The organism is Gillisia sp. Hel_I_86 (genome assembly GCF_007827275.1).
Lineage (GTDB): Bacteria > Bacteroidota > Bacteroidia > Flavobacteriales > Flavobacteriaceae > Gillisia.
Genome location: NZ_VISE01000001.1, coordinates 159,182 through 185,142, shown reverse-complemented (window position 1 = coordinate 185,142; position 25,961 = coordinate 159,182). Strand labels below are relative to the sequence as shown.

Sequence of the window (25,961 nt, the reverse complement as noted above, 5' to 3'; positions counted from 1 at the left end):
AATTTAAGGACAAAAATAAGGATTTGATACTCTCAGATTTCATTTTTGCAATTTTGTTATTAAGAATTATTTGTGATTTGTTTTCGCATTAGGGATTGCAGCGATATCCTTTTAATTTTTTTGAAATTAAAAGATTAAGCGGAAAGCCCGACGCATTCATTGCGCTTGTTAGAGGCGCAATGAAGGAGGAATGCCAATAAAAACAATATTTATGACAACCTGTCAGAACTCGACCGCTGGCATAATCATTGACTATTTGTGTTTGTGAAACTGAAATAATAAAATTTAAACACGTATACTGTTATGAGTAAAATAATTGGAATTGACTTAGGTACTACTAACTCCTGTGTATCTGTAATGGAAGGTAGCGAGCCTGTGGTAATCCCTAATGCCGAGGGGAAAAGAACAACTCCTTCTGTAATTGCATTTGTAGAAGGTGGTGAGATCAAAGTGGGAGATCCTGCAAAACGTCAGGCTGTTACAAACCCAACTAAGACCATATCTTCTATAAAGAGATTTATGGGGAACAAATATTCTGAATCTTCTAAGGAAGCAGGAAGGGTTCCTTATAAAGTGATCAAAGGAGATAACGATACTGCACGAGTGGATATCGACGGGAGAATGTATACTCCACAAGAATTATCTGCAATGATCTTGCAAAAAATGAAAAAAACGGCTGAAGATTATCTTGGACATGAGGTAACTGAAGCGGTTATTACTGTTCCTGCATATTTTAACGATTCTCAACGTCATGCAACGAAAGAAGCTGGTGAGATCGCAGGACTTAAAGTAAGAAGAATTATAAACGAGCCTACTGCTGCGGCATTGGCTTACGGATTGGACAAAAAATCCGTTGATCAAAAGATCGCTGTTTATGACCTTGGTGGGGGTACCTTTGATATCTCTATCCTAGAATTGGGAGATGGTGTATTTGAAGTATTGTCTACAAATGGTGATACGCACCTAGGTGGGGATGATTTTGACCAGGTAATCATAGATTTCCTTGCAGACTCTTTTAAAAAGGCAGAAGACATCGATCTTAGAAAAGATCCTATGGCTTTACAACGTTTAAAAGAAGCTGCTGAAAAAGCGAAGATCGAATTATCTTCTTCTACACAAACAGAGATCAACTTACCATATGTTACGGCTACTGCAAGTGGGCCAAAACACTTGGTAGAGACTTTAACAAGATCTAAATTTGAGCAATTAGCGCATGAGTTGGTAAAACGTTCTATGGATCCCGTGAAAAAGGCATTAAGTGATGCGGGTCTTTCCATAAGTGATATAGATGAAGTTATTTTAGTAGGTGGTTCTACTCGTATTCCTAAAATTCAGGAAGAAGTTGAAGCATTCTTTAAAAAGAAGCCTTCAAAAGGAGTGAATCCAGATGAGGTTGTTGCAATTGGAGCAGCTATTCAAGGTGGGGTATTAACAGGAGATGTAAAAGATGTATTGTTACTGGATGTTACGCCTCTCTCCCTTGGTATCGAAACCATGGGTGGTGTTATGACCAAGTTAATCGAGTCCAACACAACGATTCCTACAAAGAAATCCCAGGTATTCTCTACAGCATCAGATAATCAACCATCGGTTGAGATCCATGTGTTGCAAGGAGAACGTCCTATGGCAACAGATAATAAAACCATTGGTAGGTTCCATTTAGATGGAATTCCACCAGCACAAAGAGGAACTCCGCAAATTGAAGTGACTTTTGATATTGATGCGAATGGTATTATTAAAGTAAGTGCTACAGATAAAGCTACCAACAAAACTCAGGATATTAGAATTGAAGCTTCTTCTGGATTAACTGAAGAGGAGATCCAAAAAATGAAGCAAGATGCTGAAGCAAATGCTGAGTCTGATAAAAAGACGAAAGAGAAAGTAGACAAGTTGAACGAGGCTGATGGAATGATCTTCCAAACTGAAAAGCAATTGAAAGAATTTGGTGATAAAATATCTGAGGATAAGAAAAAACCAGTTGAAGATGCTTTGGAAGAATTGAAGAAAGCTTACGAAACCCAGGAAATTGAAACTATTGCTCCAGCATTGGACAAATTGAACGAAGCATGGAAAACAGCTTCAGAAGAAATGTACAAGGCGCAAGCGGACGCTCAAGGCGCACCAAGTGCAAACGGAGCTCCGGGAGCAGATGCAGGTGGAGCAGACGATGCAAAGCAGGCAGATGATGTTGAAGATGTAGACTTCGAAGAAGTAAAATAAGCATCTACATAATAGGCTTTTATTGTAAGGTCGTACTAAAAGATCCCGATGAAAATCGGGATCTTTTTTTGGCTTTAACTAAACCCTCTAGTTAAAAACAATCTTTTAGAGTGTAAATATGGATAACGCTCATCCTCTTCTAAATCCTCCCCGAGGGGGAGGACTTTAAAACATTGTTAGCTCCCTTCCCCTAGGGAAGGGCTGGGGATGGGATGAGTTTAAATAATTCATGCGCTCATCCTCTTCTAAATCCTCCCCGAGGGGGAGGACTTTAAAACATTGTTAGCCCCCTTCCCCTAGGGAAGGGCTGGGGATGGGATGAGTTTAAATAATTCATGCGCTCGTCCCCTCCTAAATCCTCCCCCAAGGGGAGGACTTTAAAACATTGTTGCTCCTTTCCCACTGGGAAGGGCTGGGGATGGGATGAATTTAAAAAAGTTATCTCTTAAATATTACAAAAACAAAATATAATAGAGATAAACGAGTGTAAAAACAGAGAGTAGCCCAAGACAGATCAAACTAAAGATCCTATATGCTTTTGTGGGTTGATCTTCCTTTTTTAAATGATTCCCTGTAACCAATTTATAATTGAAATACGCCAGAAATGGCGCCGATAAAAACGAAAGTCCGGTAGCGAAATCTATCAGAAATATGAAAGAGCCGGAAAGAAAGAATAAAATACACAAGGAGAGTAGAGGTATCACAAAGATTCCAATTTTATAATCCTTCCATTTTTTCTTTTCATTTTGAACCTTATTAGTTTCCGGATTTAATAATTCTGAAATCACTCTAGGGAAAGCATCTGTTACGGTAAGGGTAGTGCTTAGCAGTGTTATAAATGCTGCGATTGATATTATTGGCGTACTCCAAAAGCCTAAAGTTTTACCATAGAGTTCTACCAATTGCGAGGAAAATTCTACTGAATTTGAAGAAAAGGAAGTACCACTTCCAAACATGACCAAAGCTCCAAGAATTAGAAATAACAACCCTATAAAGGATGCCGAAAGATATCCGATATTAAAATCTGTAAAGGCTTCTTTAATACTTGATTTATGATTGGTTTGTTTAGATTTTTCTTTGGTCCAAATGGAGTGCCAGACCGAGGCATCTATAGGAATTGGCATCCAGCCCATAAAAGCAATTATAAACCCGAGACTTGCAGTGGTCCATAAAGAAGGATGTGGGGTGCTGAGTGCCTTTTCTGTTGTTCCGGCTCCAAAAGCCATAACTACAGCGCCCAAGGTTGCTAAGGTTAAAAAAGTGACAATGATCTTCATGCTTTTATCCAATCCAGGATATTTTCCAATGATTAAAAGTGCAATACAGCATACAAGAATTATAAAACTCCAAAGAAAGGGAGACCAACCAAAGTTAAAAAGCCGTTCGGCTAAACCAGCGGTCACGATCGTAACTGCTGCCTGAATAATAAACATGGTTCCTATGGTAATAACAATAAAGATCCAATAGGGGAAAACCCCCAGTTTTTTGTAGCCGGTAATTAAATGATTTCCAGTTGCGGCGGCATATCGGGGACCAAATTCCAGAAAAGGGTATTTTGTAGCGCAAGCGATTACCAAAACCCAAATAAGGATAAATCCATAATCGGCCCCGGCTCTGGTAGACTGTACCAAATGGGAAACTCCAATGGCTGCCCCGGCTAATAAAAATCCGGGGCCAAGACTTTTTAAAAAAGAACTTTTTGATTGTTTCGTATTAGCAGTCTTTATTTTCATTCAACAAGATTATAGCTGTCAATCTAAACTAAAGATTCAATTATAGAAGGTTTCATTTCATGAACCCCCTCAAATGGGATAACAGACAGGTTATTTGGGAATAATTTCGTGGCATGAATTTTCTCATTTTTCAGTCGCTCATCATCCATATAGGGGTCATTTTTCCCATATATCATACTAACCTTAGTTTCCTCCATATACTGAAAATCTTGGGATTCTAATTCTTTAGGAAGACCACCGGAACAGAGGATGAGTTGAGAACATTGAATTTTTCTTCTGGAAATCCAACGGGTAACAACAGAAACCCCTTGTGAATACCCTAAAACTATAAGGTTTGTCGCAGTATCTAGATCTTCTGCCTTAACCACTTCATCCAAATAATTCAGTGCATTTTCTACTTCCTGCTGGGTTTTTTCTTTGGTAAACCAAGAAGCGCCTACATGCGTGTATTTTCCATTTAGATAATACTTGGAAGCAGCCTGGGGAGCGACGATATAATTTTCTTCAGGATTTAATCCTTTAAAATATTTCAGAAAGTATGTAGAAAGATATCCTATTCCATGGAAAACCACCCAAACATTTTTCGTTTTTGAAGTCCGTTCATTTAGGGTGGCGTAGGTATTTGTGATTTTATAAGAAACCTGTTTTTCGGTTGGATTCATCCTTTTTGGTTTTGTATTTTTACAAAGTAAACAATCTAATTCATATGCAGAACGAGCAATTACTCGAAAAGTGTAAACAAATGTTCAAGAATACCTTGATGGAAACCTTGGATATCGAAATTGTGGAGATTACAGACGAGTATGTGCTTGGAAAAATGCCGGTAACCCCCAAAGTACATCAACCCGATGGAGTTTTGCATGGAGGGGCTACAGTAGCCTTGGCTGAAACAATTGGGAGCATGGCTTCCCTGCTGCTTAATAATTCTTCGGAATGTATTATTCGAGGGATCGAGATCTCTGCGAACCATGTAAAAAGCATTCGCGAAGGATTTGTTTTTGCAAAGGCTTCTGCCATTCACAAAGGAAGGACAACCCAACTTTGGGACATTAAGATCACAGATGAGGAAGATAATTTGATCTCTTTGGTAAAATTAACCACCATTTCATTGCCTAAAAAAAGCTGATGAGCTCCGAAGATTTTTTCAACTTATTAAGGGATCATCTAGCCGCTGGCAATCCAACAGTAGGTTACAGGCTCCCGGGAAAAGAGTCTGTACACCTTTTATCCCAAACAACAAAGAATTCCTTTAGAATCAAGGATTTTTCGGAAAGCGGATTTGTATTTGCTCCATTTAAGAGCATAGAAAACCCACTTTTTATTCCTGAAAAGGAATCAACGAAAACTTTTTTAGCGCATTTTGCAGGATCTGATTTTGGAATGAATGCAAAAGATGGTATTTCTGAAGGGGATGAAGATCCAAGAGCAAAGTCAAATCATATAAATTTAGTCGAGGCTGGGGCAAAGGCAATCAAAGAAAGCGATCTTAAAAAAGTGGTGCTGTCAAGGAAGGAATTTCAAAAAGTGAAAAGCTCGGCTATAGAAATTTTTCAAAATTTACTTTTATTATATCCCAATGCCTTTGTTTATATCTGGAATCATCCGGAAACGGGAATATGGCTGGGCGCAACTCCTGAAACCTTATTAAAAACCGAGCGAACCAAGTTTAGCACGATGGCACTTGCGGGTACTAGAAAGCTTCAGAATTTCAAAGAAAATGGGTGGACCAATAAAGAAATAGTGGAACAACAAATTGTAACCGACTCTATCCTTTTCAATTTAAAGGCCTTGGGATATACCGGAGACCAACTGAAAATTTCCGAAACTTACACAAGTGAAGCTGGGAGTTTATTGCATTTACGGACTGATATTTCTGGAACTATCAAAAACGGCACTTCAGAAACAGGTGCTATTATAAGGGCATTGCATCCCACCCCGGCAATTTGTGGATTGCCAAAAAAAGAGGCTTACGACTTCATTCTCGAGCACGAAAAATACGACCGGGAATTTTATACAGGATATTTGGGCCCATTAAATATGACCACCGAGATCAAACGAAGCAATAGGACCCGCAATCAGGAAAATCAGGTATATTCCAGTATAAGAAAGGATTCTTCGGTTTTCGTGAATTTACGCTGTATGAAATATAATGAGGGAGAAGTTGCAATTTATGTAGGAGGTGGAATAACAAAAGATTCTGATACAACCGCAGAATGGGAAGAAACTGTAAATAAGTCCCGGACCATGAAGGCTGCTTTATAAAATATAGGCTATGGAAGAATAGTCGCTAAAAATTGTAATTTTGAAATCAATAAGATCGGCAGGGGAAATTTTTATTTGATTTTCCCGATCTAATTTATTTAAATAAATATCGTGAAATACTCCAAAATACCGGTTGCCCAATCTATTGTTGCCCTTTGTGCAGCGAAGAATATCAAGCATGTGGTGATCTCGCCAGGCTCACGAAATGCACCTTTAACTATCGGCTTCACAAATCACCCAGAAATTAAAGCTTACAGTATTGTAGATGAACGCTGCGCCGCATTTTTTGCTTTGGGAATTGCACAGCAGATAAAGCAACCGGTTGCCGTTATATGTACTTCTGGCTCTGCCTTGCTTAATTATTATCCTGCAATTGCTGAAGCTTATTATAGCGATATTCCATTGGTGGTGATTTCTGCAGACAGGCCCATAGAACGCATCGATATTGGGGATGGGCAAACAATTAGGCAAAAGAATGTTTTTGGGAACCATATTCTATATTCCGCTAATTTATATTCAGAACTGGTTTTGGAAAAAGAAGTGCTGGACAAAAAACTGCTTCAAAAACAATTCGAAAGTCGACGCCATAATGAGCGTGAGATCAATTTGGCATTGAACAGTGCACTAGAGAACAATGGTCCTGTTCATATAAATGTGCCATTTTACGAACCCCTTTACGCTTTAGAGGAAAGTGAGATCACAGATCCTGTTGAAATTTTGCCAGACCTTAGTTTAAGGGAATATTCTAAAGAAGCCTTGAAACCCTATCTAGAGCTTTGGAATTCGGCAAAACGAAAAATGGTCATTGTAGGGGTGATGCCGCCAAACAATGTAGAACAACAATATCTGGATCTTTTAGCTGAAGATCCTACCGTGATTATTTTTACCGAAACCACTTCCAATATTCATCATCCAGAGTTCTTTACCCGAATTGATACCTTGATTGGTCCCATAGAAAAATCGGAAGATGCGGCACAACAATTTAAAGCTTTACAACCCGATATTTTACTGACTTTTGGAGGGATGATCGTTTCCAAAAAGATCAAATCTTTTCTTCGGAATTATCAACCCAAGCAGCATTGGCATATAGATCCAAAAAAGGCATATAACACCTTTTTCTGTTTAAACAAGCATTTTGAGACTTCGGTAAATTCCTTCTTTCAGAAATTTTTACCCGCAACCATTTCAGTAAACAGTGATTATGCGAGTCATTGGAAAACTATAAATGAACAACGTAAAAAGCGCCATGACCTTTATGTGAGTCAGATTCCTTATTCAGATTTTAAGGCCGTACAATCCATCGTTCCTTTAATTCCAAAGGATTATAATGTTCAACTGGGAAATAGCTCGACGGTGAGGTATGCACAACTATTTAATTGGGATGCCTCGCAATCTATATTTTGCAACCGCGGGACAAGTGGAATTGACGGAAGTGTTTCGACAGCTGTGGGTGCCGCTTTGGTAAAAAAACAACCCACCATACTTATTTGTGGGGACCTGAGCTTTATATATGATAGCAATGCCTTGTGGAACAATTATATCCCTTCCAATTTCAGGATCATTGTCATTAATAATTCCGGAGGTGGAATTTTTAGAATACTTCCCGGGAATAAGAATACCGATAATTTTGACACCTACTTTGAAACCGTACACGATTTAAATGCGAAGTCTTTATGTGAGATGTACAGTTTTGAGTATGCTATGGCTCAGGATTCAAATCAAATGACTGCTGAGCTGAAGAAATTCTTTAAACCTTCAGAAAAACCGAAACTTTTGGAAATTTTTACTCCTAGAAAGCTAAATGACGAGATCCTATTGGAATATTTTGATTTTATAAAATCTTGAACCTAAAGTTCATTTATAAAATAAAATCTTGTAAATTGAGGCTCATATAACCTAAAATAACTTACCAATGACCAAAACAGAAGAAAAAGTAGCCAAATATTCCAAGGATATTAAAGACAAATTTGGAACCAGTGCCGATGAAACTTTATTAAGTGCAGTTACTAAAGCTTGTGGGCCTAGTATTTTTAACAAGGATGCCGAAACTGTTTCGGGATCGAGTTCTTCCGAATTGGAAACTGTAAAGAAAAACTTTCTAATTAAGAAATTAGGTTTAAAAGATGATGCAAAAACAGAAGACGGCTTAAATTCTGTAATGGAAAAATATGGCAAATCCAATAGAAATAAATATAGAGCAGTGGTTTATTATATGTTAACTAAACATTTCAAAAAAGAGAGTGTTTTTAGATAAATAAAAACCATTCAATTATATAAAAGAGATTGCTTTGCAGTCTCTTTTTTGTTTTTAACAAAACCCATAAAATATAAAGTATCTTTGCATTTTAAAATAAAGTTATGCTTACACTAGGACAATACCATACATTAATAATAGATCGTGATACCGAACCAGGCTTATTCCTTACCGGCTCTGGTGATTATGAGGTATTATTACCAAATAAATACAAACCGGAAAGTTTTAATATAGGAGACGAGATAGACGTATTTGTTTATTTGGACCATTCTGAACGTCCGGTGGCAACAACACTGCGGCCCTATGTTAAACTTGATGAGTTTGCCTATTTAAAGTGTGTGGAAGTATCTGATATTGGGGCATTTTTGGATTGGGGCCTAGAAAAGCACCTCTTTGTTCCTTATAGGGAGATGGCTTCAAAAATGCGTAAGGATAGCTGGTATCTAGTGTTTTGTTATTTAGATGAAGAGACCGATAGATTGGTAGCTTCCAGCAAAACCAACGCTTTTATGGATAATTCTGAAATTACCGTAGAGCCATTTGAAGAAGTGGATATTATCATAGTTAATCCAACAGATCTTGGAGTGAATGTAATTGTGAATGAATTGCACCAAGGACTTATCTATAAAGATGATATTTTTCAGGAGCTTAACCCTGGCGACCGTATGAAGGCTTGGATCAAAAAGACGAGGCCAGATGGGAAGTTGGATGTTACCTTGCAACGCCCGGGTTATAGAAGTATCGAGCCAAATGCGCAGAGTATTTTAAATGAAATATCCCTAAAAGGCGGGCATTTAAAACTTACAGATAAATCTGATCCCACCGAGATTCAGCGTGTTTTGCAAATGAGCAAAAAGAGTTTCAAAAGAGCCGTGGGAACCCTTTACAAACAAAGGATGATAGAGATAAAAGAGGATGGAATCTACCTTAAGAACGATTAATTTTTAGAGTTTTCACGCGTCGCTGCCTCGGGTATAGCATCAAGATAATCACGACATTTAAATAACAAGAGGCTAGAACCAAGAGCCAAGACAAAGGTCTAGTTTCTTGGCCCTTGTTGTTCAGCATTCCTGATTCTGTTACCTCGTAGGCTTTCCCCGTATCCTTGATTCAAAAGTTCTTAGTGGTATCTTCTGTAAAAAGGGGAATAGCTGGAATAATAAATAGAGCCGGTAGTTTCTGAAGCATCTTTATAAACCGTATTTCTCGTCCCTGTTCTTGGCAAAGAAGGATTAAAATTTTGGTTAAAGTACCTGGCATCAGTATCCCTCGGATTTAAAGAGAAGCTTACCGAACCCTTTTCTTTTGTTAAGTAAATGGGAGGTGCAAGTTCTACATACCTGTTGGCACGCATTCTTTCCTCTTCTCTCATAATTTCTGAAAGATTGATCTGAATTGGCTGGTCTTTAACATCAAAATCCACGGTTCTAATTTTAAATTTCCCAACATACGGATTCTCTGGAGCAAGCGTAGATAAAGAAGGTCTAATTTCTACACGCTGTACGATAAAATCTGCTGATTCCTCAATTGCAGGAATTTCCTGGGCCATTCCATAAGTGGAAATAAAAAGCACTAGAAAAAGAAAACCGAAAAACTTCATTTTGATCATTTGAATTAAATATATCAAGAATTGTGCAATTGATTGGTTTCGCATAGATTTCTTGTTTTTTTAAACTGAAAAATTTCGCCATCCCACAAATAGCATTATTTTTAAGCAATTTTTAAAAAAAGCAATAATTATGAAAAACACATTTTACGCAGTATTCTTTTTATTTATTGGATTCACGGGATTTTCTCAAGAAGCCGATGCCGCTTACAAAGCAAAAGCAGTTCAATTGATTGAAATCAATTCTGGTGCTACTTTCGATGTAATGCTAAAACCTCTTGTAGGGATGGTTGCCGAAGAAAACAGGGCTGCCTTTAAAAAGGATGTAGAAGAAAGCATGACAAATCTTTTCGATCAATTAGCGGTAGTTTATATGGAAAGCTTTACAGAAGCAGAATTGGATCAGATCCTAGATTTTTATGCAACTCCCGTTGGAAAAAAAATGACTGTTGAATTACCTGTAATTACTGAAAAATCCATGCAAATTGGTCAAATGTGGGGTATGAAACTCCAACCTTTAATGGCTAAATATTCGAAATAAGAATCAAATAATATTCCTTAAAAGCCTGAGAAATCCATCTCAGGCTTTTTTTTTATTAAATTGTTAGGGTCCTGAAGCGAGTTACCATTGACGTATTTTCTAAGTTGCCCCAGAATAATAGACCCTGAAACAAGTTCAGGGTGACGATTCGGAATTGGATGAAGATAAAAAAATGTCATTTTGAAGGTAACGTAGTGGACTGAAGAATCCCTGTAAAACAGGATTAATTTAATTAGAGATCCTTCCTTATGTCGGGATGACAAATAAAAGAAATCTACAACCTGTTCTGAAAGCTTTCCGAAGATAATAACTAATTCTTCTTTGTCTATATATTATGTACAGTTTTACAAAAACTCTATTTTTATAAAAAATTAGAAAGATGAGCAAGATAGAATGGAAGCCTGCTAAAATATACGAAGACATCACTTATAAAAAAGCCAACGGTGTAGCCAGAATAGCTTTTAATAGACCAGATATACGCAATGCGTTTAGGCCTAAAACCACCAGTGAACTTTACGATGCATTTTACAATGCACAAGAAGATACTTCTATAGGAGTGGTTTTACTTTCTGCAGAAGGACCTTCCTCTAAGGATGGAGTGTATTCGTTTTGTAGTGGGGGGGATCAAAAGGCTAGAGGCCATCAAGGTTACGTGGGGGAAGATGGGATGCACAGGTTGAATATCCTTGAGGTGCAACGTTTAATAAGGTTTATGCCAAAAGTAGTGATCGCAGTAGTGCCTGGTTGGGCAGTAGGAGGAGGGCATAGCTTACATGTGGTGTGCGATATGACTTTGGCCAGTAAAGAACATGCCATTTTTAAACAAACCGATGCAGATGTGACGAGTTTCGACGGAGGCTATGGCTCGGCTTATTTGGCAAAAATGGTAGGGCAGAAGCGAGCAAGGGAAATCTTCTTTTTAGGGAGGAATTATTCGGCTCAAGAAGCCTTTGAAATGGGGATGGTGAATGCGGTAATCCCACATGCCGATCTGGAAATTACTGCTTATGAGTGGGCAGAGGAAATATTGGCAAAATCCCCAACGTCTATTAAAATGTTGAAATTTGCCATGAACCTTACCGATGACGGAATGGTAGGGCAACAAGTTTTTGCAGGAGAAGCAACCAGACTGGCATATATGACAGAGGAAGCAAAAGAAGGAAGGGACGCGTTTCTAGAAAAACGCAAACCGAATTTTGAAAAAAAATGGCTTCCGTAATGGAAAATTTCACCAATCAACCAATTGATATTGCTTCATTGCCTCAGTATGAAGAAGTAGATTTTCAACCAATCTCAAAGAATTATCTCATAAAATCCAATCTTAAAAACCTTTTGTTTTTATGTGCGGCGATAATTGGTTGGGGGATTTTGTTTTATTTCGAAATAAGCCAGCTTCAATTAATTATACTTCTTATCGGGATCGTGTTATACTTTGGTTTCCAATTTTGGAACATTTCCCGGCTACAGAAGAAATATGGATTTGCCCTTAGGGAAAAGGACATTTTGTACAGAAGGGGCTATCTCATAAATAAAACTACGGTAGTTCCCTTTAACAGGATTCAGCACGCCTCTATTTCCCGGGATGTACTTGATAAGATGCTAAAGATCTCTACCCTTAAAATTTTTACGGCGGGCGGCAGCGGTAGCGATATTGTAATTCCCGGATTGGCCCCAGATCTCGCATTAAAGTTAAAAGAGGCTTTGGCCGTAAAGCTTACCACAAATGAATTCTAATTTATTTGCAGTACCTCAAAGGCAATCGAAAATTGGAATACTTCTAATTTTTCTCACCAGGATTTTTAATTTATTAAAAGGATTTTGGGCCATTATCGTATATTTTTTATTCACCGGGCCTAGTACGTCAACCATGGTTTACATTGTATTGGGTATGGTGGTTATATCAGTTCTTGTTCTTGTTTACAGCTTTGTTTATTACCAGAGGTTCCTTTTTTATATAAATTATAAAAATCAGGAATTTGTACTTCAAAAAGGGGTATTCAATAAAGAAGATATTGCGATCCCTTTTGATAGGATTCAGCAGGTATATAGTAAACGTTCCCTTCTACAACGTCTTCTGAATGTTAGCAGTTTTGTGATTGAAACAGCGGGAAGCAAAAAAGAGGAAATTGGTATTAAGGCTATTTCCAATGAAGAAGCAAACCAACTTTTGGCTATTCTGATTGAGGTAAGGAATAAATATTCAGAGAAGATCACCGATCTGGAAATTACCGAAAAGTCATCTAAAAATCAAGATTGGACTCATAAATTGAGTTTTTTAACCTTATTGAAAATAGGGATAAGCACCAATTATCTTCGAGGACTGGTATTGATGGCCGCTTTTTTCTCGACTATTTATAATGAAGCAAGAACAGTATCTGAAGAATATTCGCAAACCATACAGGAATATTTAAATGAAGTGCCTGGACCTATGGAATCGGTTTACATCTTTATGCTCATTGTGTTTATTGTTCTGCTATTGAGTATTTTAATAACCGTTGCCGAAGTGTTTATAAAATATTTCAACTTAAAATTGACCCAAACAAAAGATAGCCTGGAAGTGGAAATGGGCTTAAATACCAATACGAAAGTTTCTTTAAAGCCAACACGCGTGCAATTATTTAAGGTGATCACAAACCCTGTACAAAAATGGCTGAATTTATACGAAGTACGTATTTCTCTAGCAAACAGTGAGAATGACCTTCAGAAAAGTAAAATTAAAATTCCTGGTCTGGATAAGGTATTAGTCGCAAAGGTGAGCTCATTCCTGTATACAAACCAGTCCAAGGGTTTTCGAAAGACCTTTTCTCCAGATAAGGTTTTATTGGTGAGACGGTTGATTATTGTGATGGTTCCTGCCTTGGCCAGTTATTTTGTAGTCCCCTATGTGAATGCTATATCTTTTACAATTTGGCTTATATTGGTGGGGCTATATACCGTACTCGCTGTAATTTGGCAGATTTTAATGTACAGGTCCCTGAAATTGATAGTTTCTGATGAATTTGTTTATAAAAAGTACGGTGTCTGGAACAAAACAGAAGAACGGTTTGAGATTTATAAAATTCAATCAATAAGTATCTCGCAGCCTTTATGGTATGAAAGAAGAAACCTATTAAATGTCATTTTTCATACAGCGGGCGGAGATATTCCATTTAGAGCGGTAAGCAAGAATTTCCTCCCATATATAAATTATATGTTTTATAATATTGAATCTAATTCTCGAAGTTGGATGTAGGTTTGGTGTGAGTTCGCAAAATAAATGGATTTCTTCTAAATATTGAATATAAAAACAGATGCTGAAACAAGTTCAGCATGACGACAATTCCGCATCGTCACCCTGGCCTTGTTTCAGGGTCTTGGATTTACAAATAAATAAAAATACGTCAATGGTAATTTATTTCAGGATCTAAAAATAGTAATTAAAATGTAAAAAGAAGCTGAAACAATTCCGACAGCTATCGGAACAGCTGGACGAAACTAGTATAGGCCTTTTTAATTTCTGTGGAAATTGATTATCTCAGTTTCGGAAACTTTGAAGGGTTTGCTTCATTCATGATCCCATATATTTTTTCATAGATATCTTCAGTAGAAGGTTTAGAGAAATAATCGCCATCTGTTCCATAAGCAGGTCTATGTTCTTTTGCAGCCAAAGTTTGTGGTTTGCTGTCCAAATGCACGTACGCATTTTGATTCTCAAGAATTTGTTGCATGATGTACGCAGAAGCTCCTCCAGGGACATCTTCATCTATCACTAGAAGTCTATTGGTTTTAGCCACGCTCTTTACGATATCTTTATTAAGATCGAAAGGTAAAAGTGATTGAACATCAATTACCTCAGCGTTTATCCCCACTAATTCCAATTCATTAGCAGCTTCTTCCACTAACCTCAACGTAGATCCATAAGAAACCAAGGTAATATCTGATCCCTCCTTGATGGTTTCTATTACCCCTAACGGAGTCCTGAACTCTCCAAAGTTGTTGGGCAACTTCTCTTTAAGTCGGTATCCATTTAAGCATTCTATTACCAACGCAGGCTCGTCTGCTTCTAACAAAGTATTGTAGAACCCAGCCGCTTTGGTCATGTTTCTAGGCACCAAAATATGGATGCCTCTTAATAAATTTACCAATGCACCCAGTGGGGATCCACTATGCCAGATTCCTTCCAAACGGTGTCCTCTAGTTCTAACAATTAGCGGTGCTTTTTGTTTTCCTTTAGTTCTGTACTGTACAGTTGCGAGATCATCACTCATAATCTGTAACGCATATAATATATAATCCAAATATTGAATCTCGGCAATTGGGCGCAATCCTCTCATGGCCATTCCCAGGCCTTGTCCTAAAATAGTTGCTTCCCGAATCCCAACATCTGCTACTCGTAGTTTTCCATATTTTTCCTGAAGTCCTTCCAGACCTTGATTTACATCTCCAATGGCTCCACTATCTTCCCCAAAGATCAGGGTCTCAGGTTTTGTAGCGAAAATTTTATCGAAGTTGTCTCTTAAAATAATCCTGGCATCTACATCTTTAGCGTCGTCATCATAAGTTGCTTCAACTTCTTCTATGGAAAGTGCATTTTTTGCAGAGGCGCTATAAAGATGGCTGCTAAATTCTAGTTGAGAAGTAGAAGTGTAGGTTTCAATCCAATCTATCAAATCAGACTTTGCATTGTTTTCGTACCCTATCATATAGCGTAAACTCTTTCTGGCAGCTACTAAGAGATCTTTTTTAAGCGGATCTTTTATTTCTGAAAGTTCCTTTATCATAGATTCGATAGCATCCTTATTCCCACAGTGGGAAGCTGCATTTTCTAGAAGGGGTAATAGATCTGAAAATTTATCTCTCATTGGTTGGCTGTATGCCGTCCAGGCTGCTTTTTTTCCGTCCCTTACTTGTTTTTTAATGTCCTTATCTATGGCATCCAATTCTTCTTCTGATGCGAAGTTGTTCTCCAATATCCACTGCTTGAACTTTACATTACAATCGAAAGCTCTTTCCCAAGCTAGTCTATCTTCATCCTTGTAGCGCTCATGCGATCCGGAAGTGGAATGTCCTTGAGGTTGAGTTAATTCATTTACATGAATAAGAACAGGGGAGTGGCTAGTTCTTGCAATCTTTGAAGCTTTTTCATAAGCCTCGACAAGGGCAACATAGTTCCAGCCATTTACCACTATGATCTCGTAGCCTTTATGATCTTCATCTCGTTGAAATCCTTTAAGGACCTCTGAGATATTTTCTTTAGTTGTTTGATGTTTTGCATGAACAGAAATCCCATATTCATCGTCCCATACACTCATTACCATTGGTACTTGCAATACTCCGGCAGCATTGATGGTTTCCCAAAAATGACCTTCGGAAGTACTTGCATTTCCTATGGTTCCCCATGCAATTTCGTTTCCATTGTCCGAAAATTTTTCAGCATCTATTCCTTCGACATTTCTATATATTTTAGATGCTTGAGCCAACCCAAGCAACCTTAGCATTTGACCTGATGTTGGTGAGATATCTGCACTGGAATTCTTTTGCTTCATTAAATTCTTCCAACTTCCATCTTCCTCCAAACTGTGCGTAGCAAAGTGCCCACCCATTTGTCTCCCGGCAGACATGGGTTCATTTTCGATATTGGTATCTGCGTACAATCCCGCAAAAAACTGCTCGATAGTAAGTTCTCCAATGGCCATCATAAAAGTTTGATCCCTATAATACCCCGAGCGAAAATCTCCATTTTTGAATACTTTTGCCAATGCTAACTGGGGAATCTCTTTTCCATCACCAAATATTCCAAATTTTGCTTTGCCCGTTAAGACTTCCCTTCTCCCCAAAAGGCTACATTCCCTACTGGTAACGGCAATTTTGTAATCTTCTAAAACCTGCGCTTTAAAATCTTCGAAGGATATAGATTCTTTAGATTGTGTTTCGCTTTGCATGAAATAATGTTTGGATTGTTACAAATATAGCTAAAACTAGGGTTAAATACAATTCAGTAAAATTGGCATAATTAGTATAAAAATGCAGAAAATATTGAATTAGTTAAAGTATTGATAATTATTAAGATATAATTAACGTTTAATTATGAATATAATAATCTGTGTTGCAATTGTTCTTTAAAATATAACTAAAATATATTTTGAGATTGATGGGCTAATACCATTCTCTGGTAAACAATCTAATAAGCGTGTTTATATCCAAAGTTACGATGAACCTGACTTTTTGGTCATAATCTTTTTGTCCTATTTCCCAACCAAGATTGGAATAAACGGGCAAGAAAACTTCAAAATAGTCGGCTACAAAACTCAATCGGATTCCAGAATCGTGCACAAATGTGGGTTTAAAACTTTCATTTTTCACCAGGCCAACATCACCATACACATAGATCCATTTCCAAAGATTGGTGCTAGCGTTGGCAGTAGTGATCCATTGGTTAGCAAATTCTGGTTGTAACTGGGATTTAAACCCCCCTTCGGCAACGATAATTTGCTGACTAAATAATCCGCTAGCTTGGCTTCTTCCATAGTAATTGTAGTCGAAAAGATAATCTGTAGGGCGATCGAGCGCAAAACTGAAATAATCGTTATCTGTCTCATCATTAAAAAGAAAAGTACCCGCGAAGAACCTCAAATTGATTTGCTGGTTGTTCTTAAATAATTTTCGGTATTCTAAAGTTAAGGAAACTTTACTGAAATTCTTGGCTATTTGGTAATCTACACTCCCTCTAAAATAATCTATAAGATTGGTGTCACTAAAATTATATCCTAAATTTACCACATTATATTTAGGCTGTTCTACAGGATTGAATGGATCTTGATCTTGTTTTACATTTACATTTCGAAAGGTTAAAGACTGCCGCTGATTGTCTCTTAAATAGGAGTTCCTAAAGTAGAGCCCCACAAAAGGAGTGAATTTTTCGTAAAATAGATTGTAGCCATAAGAGAATCTTGTACCTCCCGCTCCAAATTTTAAAGCAAAAAGATTTCCATCGTCCAGGTAGCTTGTATAATTTGCTCCAGCCGATCCTACAATGGTTTTACTCGTAAACCCAAATTTGGGCGATATTTTCCATTCAAAATTCTTATTAAGAAAGGTCTTATTATAAAGTTTTGGTCCTATGGAAATACCATCATATAAGTTGTAATTAAACTCGGGCATAAAGAAAAACTGGTTATATCTTGGATCTTCTACATCTTGGAACAACCTAAACTGTAACGGCCTGTTTAATAAAGTACTTACTCTTCTATAATTATCTCTTTGGTTAACTTCTGGGGCAATTCCCTCATAATTCAATGCCAATCGGCCTATACTGTCCCTGGGAATTGTAACCTCTTTGGTGCCCGTTATCCCCTCGACCCATGTTTTGTACACCACCTTGCCCTCTTTTAGCCCATAAAGTGAAATAGGCATGCTGGTATTTCTTTTGTTTTTTATTGTTACCCGTAACGAGTCTGGTGTTTTCTGAAGCTTACTTATCTTAAAATCAATTTTCTCACTAGAGTTGATATAATCTTTTTCAAACCAGGATATATCCTTATCGGTGTTCTGTTGAAGGATATTTAGAAATTCCTGCTCGCTGGTTGGTTTTAGTACGTTGGATTTATAAAAATCTGAAATAGAATTTTTTACGGCATTGGATTGTAGGTAATCTTCCAAATATTTTAAGCCTGTTCCCGCTTTATAGGCATTGGCGATATTCTTGTTGAATTTCACCAACGAATCTTGTGCAGTCGTTAATGGCTGATCGATATTTTTTCTTGCCATGTGCAAATACAAAAACGGATATTGATCGTTAAATTCAAGGTCGGAGGCATGAAACCATCGTATTCCAAATACATCGCTTAAATTTCCAATTAGCTTCATGTTAGGGTAATATTCATCCACATAATCTATCATAAGAGAAATCATAATGGCATCATAAACCCATTGTTCATTTCTTGGATTAATAAGAATAGTGTTTTTGATGAATTGATTGGTAATGGTCTTTAATTGCTTAATGTCATATTGAAATCCATCTGGGAATGGTCTTATAAAACTTGGCAACTGGTTAAGACCGTAAACAGGATTATTTAAATATTCGTCTCTGGTTACCATGAGGGAAGCCTGTGGATAATCTCCTAGTCTTTTTTCCAGAAAACCCATAATTCTGGAAAGCAGCATCCCCTTGATTTCATTATTCAAACCTTCATCTTCTAGATTAGTGACGATCTCTGTTGAGTTTGCCTGAATAGATTCGAACCTGTAGGATTTTGTAAGGTACAGTTGGGAGGAGACGCTATTTGTGCCGGATAGATACGTGGTTTTATAGGTGTCTTCGGTAACAAACCTGTCGGTTTTAAGTGGAGAAGCAACATACAAGTAAGGTCTGGTGGATAGTTTTATCTTGACATTTATAGGGGGTGTGTATTGATTTCCCAAGTTTTTATCGCTATAGATTTCCCATTCATTTTTATATACGGCAGGGGTAACATACCAATAGTTTAATTTGAAATTACCTTGATCATCATATCCATATCTCGTGAATTTGTCTGACGGGATTTTCACAGAATAGAGTAAATTTATAGTTTGTTTTTTTCCAGGCAACAAGGGTTCGTCGAGATCTATTTTAATAATATCTGCCGCATCAATTGGCCGTTCCCAATTATATGGCTTCAGGTTTTCCCCGTTAATACTATATATTCTGGTATGCCCCCGTTCTTCTTCCCGAGCAAAATGGAACCTTCTTAAATAATCTTCAGCAAAACGTTTGGCTAGGGGAGTGGATTTATCCTTATAGCTATTGGCCCAATCATTTAAATAAATTGAAGTTAATGTATCTTGGCTCGCATTCTCATATTCAATTTTATGCTGGATATTAAAAGTGTGCGTAGAATCATTCAACACCGCAATAATATCCATGTTTGTTTGCCCAAAACTGAAACCAGTACTGAACAAACAAATGATAAAAAAGGAAATTAATTTAATTTTCAAGGGACAACATACATTAGAAATTAGTTTACTGGATTGTCCGTTTAGGTATCTAAAGTAAGTTTTTGTCACCTTGAGCGCAGTCGAAAGGTCAAATAAAAACGTCTCGACTACGCTCGACGGGACAATATTCGTTCTAATCTGCATATTAGGTGTTTTTCCGGATAAACATTTAAATTTATTCTAAAAGTTCAATACCATCTACAAATTCAGAGCTGCTCTGGTTTCTTAGAAGTTAGGGCTCAAGTTATATTCATCATAAAAATCATCCAGGATAGCAATTACTTCATCTTCGGTATCTACTACTTGCACCAAATCTATATCGCCATCACTTATATTCTGAAAATCGTCAAATAAAGTAGTTCTAATCCAATCTATTAATCCTCCCCAATATTCTCGTCCTACAAGGATAATTGGAAATTTGTCAATTTTATTGGTTTGAATCAAGGTGATTGCTTCAAAAAGTTCATCTAAAGTTCCAAAACCTCCAGGCATCACCACAAAACCTTGGGAATATTTAACGAACATCACTTTTCTAACAAAGAAATAATCGAAGTCCAAACTTTTATCATGATCTATATATGGGTTGTCATGCTGTTCGAAAGGCAATTCTATATTCAGTCCAACCGAAGTTCCACCTGCAAGATGTGCTCCTTTATTTCCAGCTTCCATAATTCCAGGACCACCTCCGGTAATTACTCCATATCCATGATCCACTATTTTTTGAGCGATCTTCTCGGTCAATTTATAATATTTTTGGTCTGGTTTTGTACGTGCAGATCCAAAAACAGAAACGCAAGGCCCAATCTGACTTAGTTTTTCGTATCCTTTTACAAACTCACCCATTATTTTAAAAATAGCCCAAGAATCATTTGTTTTAATTTGATTCCATGCTTTATTGCCTTGTTTAGCTCTCATTTTTGTATCGTTCAAAATCTTAATTTATTTTTAATTCTTTCCTTAAATAATGTGCAGTATGACTTCTCTTGTGCTTTGCAACTACCTCGGGGGTTCCGGTAACAATTACCTCTCCACCATTTTTTCCACCTTCGTAACCAATGTCTATTATATGATCGGCTAATTTTATAACATCTAAATTATGCTCTATAATAACCACAGTATTTCCCTTATTTGCTAATTTATTAAGCACGTCCATTAAAACCCGAACGTCTTCGAAATGAAGACCGGTGGTAGGCTCGTCTAATATATAAAAAGTATTGCCGGTATCGCGCTTAGAGAGTTCTGTTGATAGCTTTATTCTTTGGGCTTCGCCCCCGGAAAGGGTCGTACTTTGTTGACCGAGTGTGATGTATCCTAAACCAACATCCCTTAAAGTTTTTAATTTTCTGTAGATCTTCGGGATCAATTCAAAGAAATCTGTTGCTTCTTCAATGGTCATTTCCAAAACATCCGAGATAGATTTTCCTTTATATCGAATTTCCAGTGTTTCCCTATTGAACCTTTTTCCTTGGCAGGTTTCACATTCTACATAAACATCTGGTAGAAAATTCATTTCAATAACCCGAAGTCCGCCACCTCTGCAAGTTTCGCACCTTCCTCCTTTTACATTAAAACTGAATCTTCCTGGCTTATACCCTCTAATCAACGATTCAGGAGTTTTAGCAAACAGGTTCCTGACTTCAGAAAATAAGCCTGTATAAGTAGCAGGGTTGGATCGAGGGGTCCTACCAATAGGAGATTGGTTGATATCTATTACCTTATCTATATGTTCCAGACCTTTAATGCTCTTATAAGGCATTGGTACCTTTACACCATTAAAGTAAAAGGCATTCATAATAGGGTATAAGGTTTCGTTGATCAAGGTGGATTTTCCACTTCCAGAAACCCCGGTTACCGCGATCATTTTACCTAAAGGAACCTTTATAGTAACATTTTTTAAGTTGTTTCCTGTAGCTCCGCTAAGTACAATGTTTTTTCCATTTCCTTTTCTTCGCTTTTTGGGGATCTCAATTTCCATAGTGCCATTAAGATAGCAAGCGGTAATGGTATTGTGCTCTTTTATTTGTGCCGGAGTTCCTTGGCTTATAATTTCTCCACCATGTTTTCCAGCCTTAGGACCAATATCTATCACGTGATCTGCACGCTCTATCATATCCTTATCATGTTCCACAACAATTACTGAATTTCCTATGTCCCTAAGCGCTTCCAAGGAATTTATCAGCTTTTCATTGTCTCGTTGGTGCAATCCAATACTTGGTTCATCGAGAATGTAGAGCACTCCAACCAATTGCGATCCAATTTGTGTGGCCAATCTAATTCTTTGAGCTTCTCCTCCAGAAAGGGATTTAGAACTTCTGTTAAGGGATAAATAGGTAAGCCCAACATCTACCAAAAATTGCAAACGGGTGCGGATTTCTTTTATAACTTCGGAGGCTATTTGTAATTGTTTTTCTGAAAGGCTTGCTTCCAAATTTGAAAACCAACTAGCAAGATCTGTGATATCTTTATTTGCAAGTTCAGCTATATTCTGATTGTTGATTTTGAAATACAAAGACTCTTGACGCAATCTACTGCCGCGACAAACGGGACAGTCTATTTTATCCATATATTCTTTCGCCCAACGTCTTAAGGAGGTAGATTCATTGTTGTTATAGGTGTTCTCTATAAAGGTTGCGACTCCTTCAAAATCAATTTTAAAGTCCCTGGTGATGCCTAAGGTATCAGATTGCTTGGAAAATTTTTCCTTTCCCCCAAAAAGGATCATTTCCAGAGCAGCTTCTGGTATATTCTCTACCGGGTCACTTAATTTAAATTCAAATCGTTCTGCGATAAGTTCCAATTGGGAAAATATCCAGCTCTTTTTTTGAGGTCCATGTGGCACTAAGGCGCCATTTTTTATTGAAAGGTTTTTTTTCGGAATAACCTTATCTACATTGATTTTATAAAGAGTTCCAATTCCGTTACAATTAGGACAAGCTCCTTTTGGCGAATTAAACGAAAAATTATTTGGTTCTGGATTTGGATAAGAAATTCCAGAAGTTGGACACATTAGATTCCTACTAAAATATCTAACTTCATTAGAGTCTTGCTCTAAGACCATTAACACATCTTCCCCATGATACATGGCAGTTTTAATGCTTTCTTCTAACCTCTTATGGTCTTCTGCATTCTCGTCGATCTTTAAACGATCTACAACAATTTCAATTTCATGGATTTTGTACCTATCCAATTTCATTCCCTTTATAAGGTCTCGAACTTCTCCATCGGTTCTTACCTTCACAAATCCCTGTTTTGCAATTTGCTCAAATAATTCCCTATAATGTCCTTTTCTGGACCTAATGACCGGTGCCAGAATACTTATTTTTTTTCCGGGGAAGTTTTTAATAATAAGCTCTTTGATTTGCTCATCATTATAACTCACCATTTTTTCACCGGTATTATAACTAAATGCATCCCCGGTCCTAGCGAAAAGGAGCCTTAAAAAATCATATATTTCGGTAATGGTACCAACGGTACTACGTGGATTTTTACTTGTAGTTTTTTGCTCTATGGCAATTACAGGAGAGAGACCTTCAATTTTATCTACATCTGGACGCTCCATCCCCCCTAGGAACTGTCTCGCATAGGACGAAAAGGTTTCAATATAACGACGCTGTCCTTCAGCATAAATGGTGTCGAATGCCAGGGATGATTTCCCAGACCCGGAGAGACCGGTTATAACCACTAATTTTTCACGGGGAATGCTAACATCTATATTCTTTAAATTATGAACCCGAGCCCCTAATACTTCAATGTTTTCTTCAGCTTTAGCCATATTTTTTATCAAGTCCGCAAAGGTACTTAAACTGTTGCTAACTAAAAAGTAAGCTTCACTTAAGGCTTGTTAATTTAAACGTAAAACTTCAGGATAATATAGGAGAATAATTTCAATAGGTAATTACCTACTGGACCTAATAGTTATAAAGTAAAATAAAAAGGGATTATATTAAATAACAACTTTGTTTGGCCGTAAAGTATCCTAAACTGAAAAGGACGTCATTCTGAACTTGTTTCAGAATCTCATTACAATGTTAATCAATACAATATAAAGACCCTGAAATAAATTCAGGGTGACGAGAGAACTATTAGGACAAAAAACGGACAAACAATAATAACTTATATAACATTTGTTTTCATCTAACGTAAAACGCTTCTAAACGATTTTTTAACATATTGATTGTCAGTGTAATATTACCTGTTTAATGTTTTTCATATGGGTGATTTCCCATATATTTATTATCTGATTTATTCCCCACGATTATCGCCAATTACCCTGGCAAAATTTTAAAAAGATTCTTTTACCCCCTTGCTCCGAAAACAAGTCGCATTTGCGAACTTTTTTACATGTTCAATTCTTTACCTACGTACATATTATTAATTAATGTAAATATCTTTATAAGGGATGAGAACGGAGAAAAAGCAACTATTGGTTATAGGGAATCAACCAGGGTTCGTATCTAATTTAAAGGAAAACTTAAGTGTGTATTTTGAAATAAGTTGTGTGAATTCAATGCATTCCGGCTATAATTTGGCGGTAGGTTTATTGCCCGATATCATCTTTATAGATCAAACCTCATTACCGCCAAAAAGTTTGAAAAACATTTCAAATTTTAAATCAACCCATTTCTTGAATAAATGTTGGTTGGTTATGTATGCCGATGACAACTTTAAACAAGGGATTGATAAGGAATATAAAGAATCTATAGATGAGATTATGTACTCATCAAAAACACAATCTGAGATATTCAGTAGAATTATTCAGCAGGTTCATTCCAAGTCCTCCATTACCAATTACTGGAAGGATTCTTTTCTTGGTCTTTTTAATTTGTTGGTTAACCCTGTAGTCTTATTACAGGAGGATACTATAATTACAATGAATGATTCATTTAAGGAATCATTTAAACTGAATAACCTGGACGTTGAGAATTTGAAACTTACCGATTTTGTGAATTGTGAAAATAAAACCAAGGTTAGGGCAAGTTTAAGAAATTTTGCACATGGCAAGCATATGAAAGCGGTTACTACAACCGCATTACAGCTAAAGGACAATAAAATTAGAAATGCCAAAATTAGTTTTTGCAAATTGGATAAGATGCTCCATGGACAATTTATTATGATGATCCATTTCTCTGATGAAAACGCCATGATCAAAGAAGAGGTGGGCAGTCATTCGGTAAATGTTGAAAATTGTTTCGAAGAAAACTCCAATCTGGCAGAATTTAGTTTTACAAAAAGAGAAAAAGAAATAATTAAATTATTGTGCAAAGGCTATAAAACGAAAGAAATTTCTGATATCCTGTTTATATCCCCTAAGACTATAGAGAAGCACAGGGCAAATATCGTTAGGCGTACAAATTCTGATACGATTTTGGAAAGCATCATATACGCTATAAGCCATAATTTAATCGATTTACAGCATAACTAGGCGCTAGCATGAATTTCGAATAATGGGGGAATTCCCCCATAGGTAGAAATCAAGATATCCCTATATCTTTGCTTTAGACAAGTAAGTCACCCCCACCCGCACCTTCTTGTTTTATAAAATTAAAAAAATAGCATTGGACACTAAAATAAAAGTATTCTCATGGCTATTTGAGTAAAAATTTTATAACCTATTCTAAACATATTATTTTATTAATCAAAACGATGTAATCATGGAACTATGGCTGTGGAATAGATGCCGACCCTAATTGTGGAGTAGCTGATCATTATAAAAATCTACCAGCTGTTTTTAGGATTCCTTAAACAGAGCAGGATTTAGAAAAAGGAGGTAATTTTGTCTACTTTGAATGTGCTGCTCAAGAAAATGCTATAATTATAGTGTACACGCCGCGATTATTCTCAAATACAGTCTTAGTCAATCATTCGGTAAAGTTAATAACTCACTATGCAATGGAGATGTTATCTCAAGTTAATGATGGTGATTTAATAATTGCCCATGAGGTACAGGTAAGACTGAACAATTAAGTTGAGAGTCTTCATGTGGTATAGATGTAAAGCTTTAGATGTATGTAATAGGAATCAAGTAGCTATTGATTTGTCATTTTTCGGCTTTTGATCATACTTATTCTAATTATGTTCGTATAAAAGCAATATCAGGTGGAAGATCAGTTCAAGAATTGAATGATATTGCAAAAATATAACTCCAGCGGATTTGTCAACCGGGGGGATGCCTTGTTCGCTGAGTTAGTTTATTAATGACCTGTAATTGTTTTATTAATAATTAGAGGTGTTAATAGAAGAGGTTGTCCGATTTATTTCGGACAGCTTTTCTTTTGTCCCAAATATTAAAAATGAAACACTCTTAATCGAGTTGTGCATACTCTATCAATTGTAAACACACACCCAATTAGACCTTCCTATAAGTTAAGCGACCAATAGTTCATCTTATTTAAA

Annotated in this window: 18 protein-coding genes; 11 read left to right on the top strand and 7 right to left on the bottom strand. The window is 36.9% G+C overall.

Going from position 1 to position 25,961, the window contains the following annotated elements; translation table 11 throughout:
• Positions 1-303: 303 nt before the first annotated feature.
• Positions 304-2,220, top strand: coding sequence for a molecular chaperone DnaK (dnaK, locus tag JM83_RS00830; protein ID WP_144958470.1), 1,917 nt, complete (start codon positions 304-306; stop codon positions 2,218-2,220).
• Between the two features lie 452 nt (positions 2,221-2,672).
• Here the strand turns inward: dnaK and JM83_RS00825 are convergent, their stop codons facing one another.
• Positions 2,673-3,953 (bottom strand): Nramp family divalent metal transporter, encoded by a 1,281-nt coding sequence (locus JM83_RS00825; RefSeq protein ID WP_144958468.1) that lies wholly within the window; start codon positions 3,951-3,953, stop codon positions 2,673-2,675.
• A gap of 23 nt (positions 3,954-3,976) precedes the next feature.
• Positions 3,977-4,615, bottom strand: a complete 639-nt coding sequence (locus JM83_RS00820) for an alpha/beta hydrolase (RefSeq protein WP_144958466.1) — start codon at positions 4,613-4,615, stop codon at positions 3,977-3,979.
• An 80-nt stretch (positions 4,616-4,695) separates the two neighbouring features.
• Between JM83_RS00820 and JM83_RS00815 the strand changes: the two genes are divergently transcribed.
• The 5 genes from JM83_RS00815 (at position 4,696) to JM83_RS00795 (ending at position 9,410) form a co-directional block, all read left to right on the top strand.
• On the top strand, positions 4,696-5,079 hold the full coding sequence (locus JM83_RS00815; RefSeq protein WP_144958464.1) for a PaaI family thioesterase: 384 nt from the start codon (positions 4,696-4,698) through the stop codon (positions 5,077-5,079).
• The gene (locus JM83_RS00810) at positions 5,079-6,215 is read left to right on the top strand and encodes a chorismate-binding protein (RefSeq protein WP_144958462.1); all 1,137 of its coding nucleotides are present in this window, start codon (positions 5,079-5,081) and stop codon (positions 6,213-6,215) included. The genes JM83_RS00815 and JM83_RS00810 overlap by 1 nt, the downstream gene beginning before the upstream one ends.
• 111 nt (positions 6,216-6,326) lie before the next feature.
• Entirely contained in the window at positions 6,327-8,060 is a 1,734-nt protein-coding gene (menD, locus tag JM83_RS00805) for a 2-succinyl-5-enolpyruvyl-6-hydroxy-3-cyclohexene-1-carboxylic-acid synthase (protein ID WP_144958460.1), read from the top strand.
• Between the two features lie 67 nt (positions 8,061-8,127).
• Complete coding sequence (locus tag JM83_RS00800; protein ID WP_144958458.1) at positions 8,128-8,469, top strand: DUF2853 family protein; 342 nt, start codon at positions 8,128-8,130, stop codon at positions 8,467-8,469.
• Between the two features lie 104 nt (positions 8,470-8,573).
• Entirely contained in the window at positions 8,574-9,410 is an 837-nt protein-coding gene (locus JM83_RS00795) for a S1 RNA-binding domain-containing protein (protein ID WP_144958456.1), read from the top strand.
• Between the two features lie 179 nt (positions 9,411-9,589).
• On the opposite strand, the gene JM83_RS00790 is transcribed toward JM83_RS00795, so the two are convergent.
• On the bottom strand, positions 9,590-10,069 hold the full coding sequence (locus JM83_RS00790; protein ID WP_144958454.1) for a hypothetical protein: 480 nt from the start codon (positions 10,067-10,069) through the stop codon (positions 9,590-9,592).
• A gap of 139 nt (positions 10,070-10,208) precedes the next feature.
• On the opposite strand from JM83_RS00790, the gene JM83_RS00785 reads away from it, so the two are divergent.
• The 4 genes from JM83_RS00785 (at position 10,209) to JM83_RS00770 (ending at position 13,848) form a co-directional block, all read left to right on the top strand.
• Entirely contained in the window at positions 10,209-10,616 is a 408-nt protein-coding gene (locus JM83_RS00785; protein WP_144958452.1) for a DUF2059 domain-containing protein, read from the top strand.
• 379 nt (positions 10,617-10,995) lie between these two features.
• On the top strand, positions 10,996-11,835 hold the full coding sequence (locus tag JM83_RS00780; protein WP_144958450.1) for a 1,4-dihydroxy-2-naphthoyl-CoA synthase: 840 nt from the start codon (positions 10,996-10,998) through the stop codon (positions 11,833-11,835).
• The gene (locus JM83_RS00775) at positions 11,835-12,350 is read left to right on the top strand and encodes a PH domain-containing protein (RefSeq protein WP_186434929.1); all 516 of its coding nucleotides are present in this window, start codon (positions 11,835-11,837) and stop codon (positions 12,348-12,350) included. Before JM83_RS00780 ends, JM83_RS00775 begins: the two co-directional genes overlap by 1 nt.
• A gap of 133 nt (positions 12,351-12,483) precedes the next feature.
• Positions 12,484-13,848, top strand: coding sequence for a PH domain-containing protein (locus JM83_RS00770; RefSeq protein ID WP_186434928.1), 1,365 nt, complete (start codon positions 12,484-12,486; stop codon positions 13,846-13,848).
• Positions 13,849-14,125: 277 nt separating this feature from the next.
• Here the strand turns inward: JM83_RS00770 and JM83_RS00765 are convergent, their stop codons facing one another.
• The 4 genes from JM83_RS00765 to uvrA all read right to left on the bottom strand — a co-directional run bounded on the left by JM83_RS00765 (position 14,126) and on the right by uvrA (position 23,340).
• Entirely contained in the window at positions 14,126-16,537 is a 2,412-nt protein-coding gene (locus JM83_RS00765; RefSeq protein WP_144958445.1) for a thiamine pyrophosphate-dependent enzyme, read from the bottom strand.
• Between the two features lie 214 nt (positions 16,538-16,751).
• Positions 16,752-19,496, bottom strand: coding sequence for a metalloprotease (locus JM83_RS00760; protein ID WP_261376292.1), 2,745 nt, complete (start codon positions 19,494-19,496; stop codon positions 16,752-16,754).
• A 297-nt stretch (positions 19,497-19,793) separates the two neighbouring features.
• The gene (locus JM83_RS00755; RefSeq protein WP_144958443.1) at positions 19,794-20,483 is read right to left on the bottom strand and encodes a TIGR00730 family Rossman fold protein; all 690 of its coding nucleotides are present in this window, start codon (positions 20,481-20,483) and stop codon (positions 19,794-19,796) included.
• Positions 20,484-20,502: 19 nt separating this feature from the next.
• The gene (uvrA, locus tag JM83_RS00750; RefSeq protein ID WP_144958441.1) at positions 20,503-23,340 is read right to left on the bottom strand and encodes an excinuclease ABC subunit UvrA; all 2,838 of its coding nucleotides are present in this window, start codon (positions 23,338-23,340) and stop codon (positions 20,503-20,505) included.
• 627 nt (positions 23,341-23,967) lie between these two features.
• On the opposite strand from uvrA, the gene JM83_RS00745 reads away from it, so the two are divergent.
• The gene (locus tag JM83_RS00745) at positions 23,968-24,990 is read left to right on the top strand and encodes a LuxR C-terminal-related transcriptional regulator (RefSeq protein ID WP_144958439.1); all 1,023 of its coding nucleotides are present in this window, start codon (positions 23,968-23,970) and stop codon (positions 24,988-24,990) included.
• Positions 24,991-25,961: the final 971 nt, after the last annotated feature.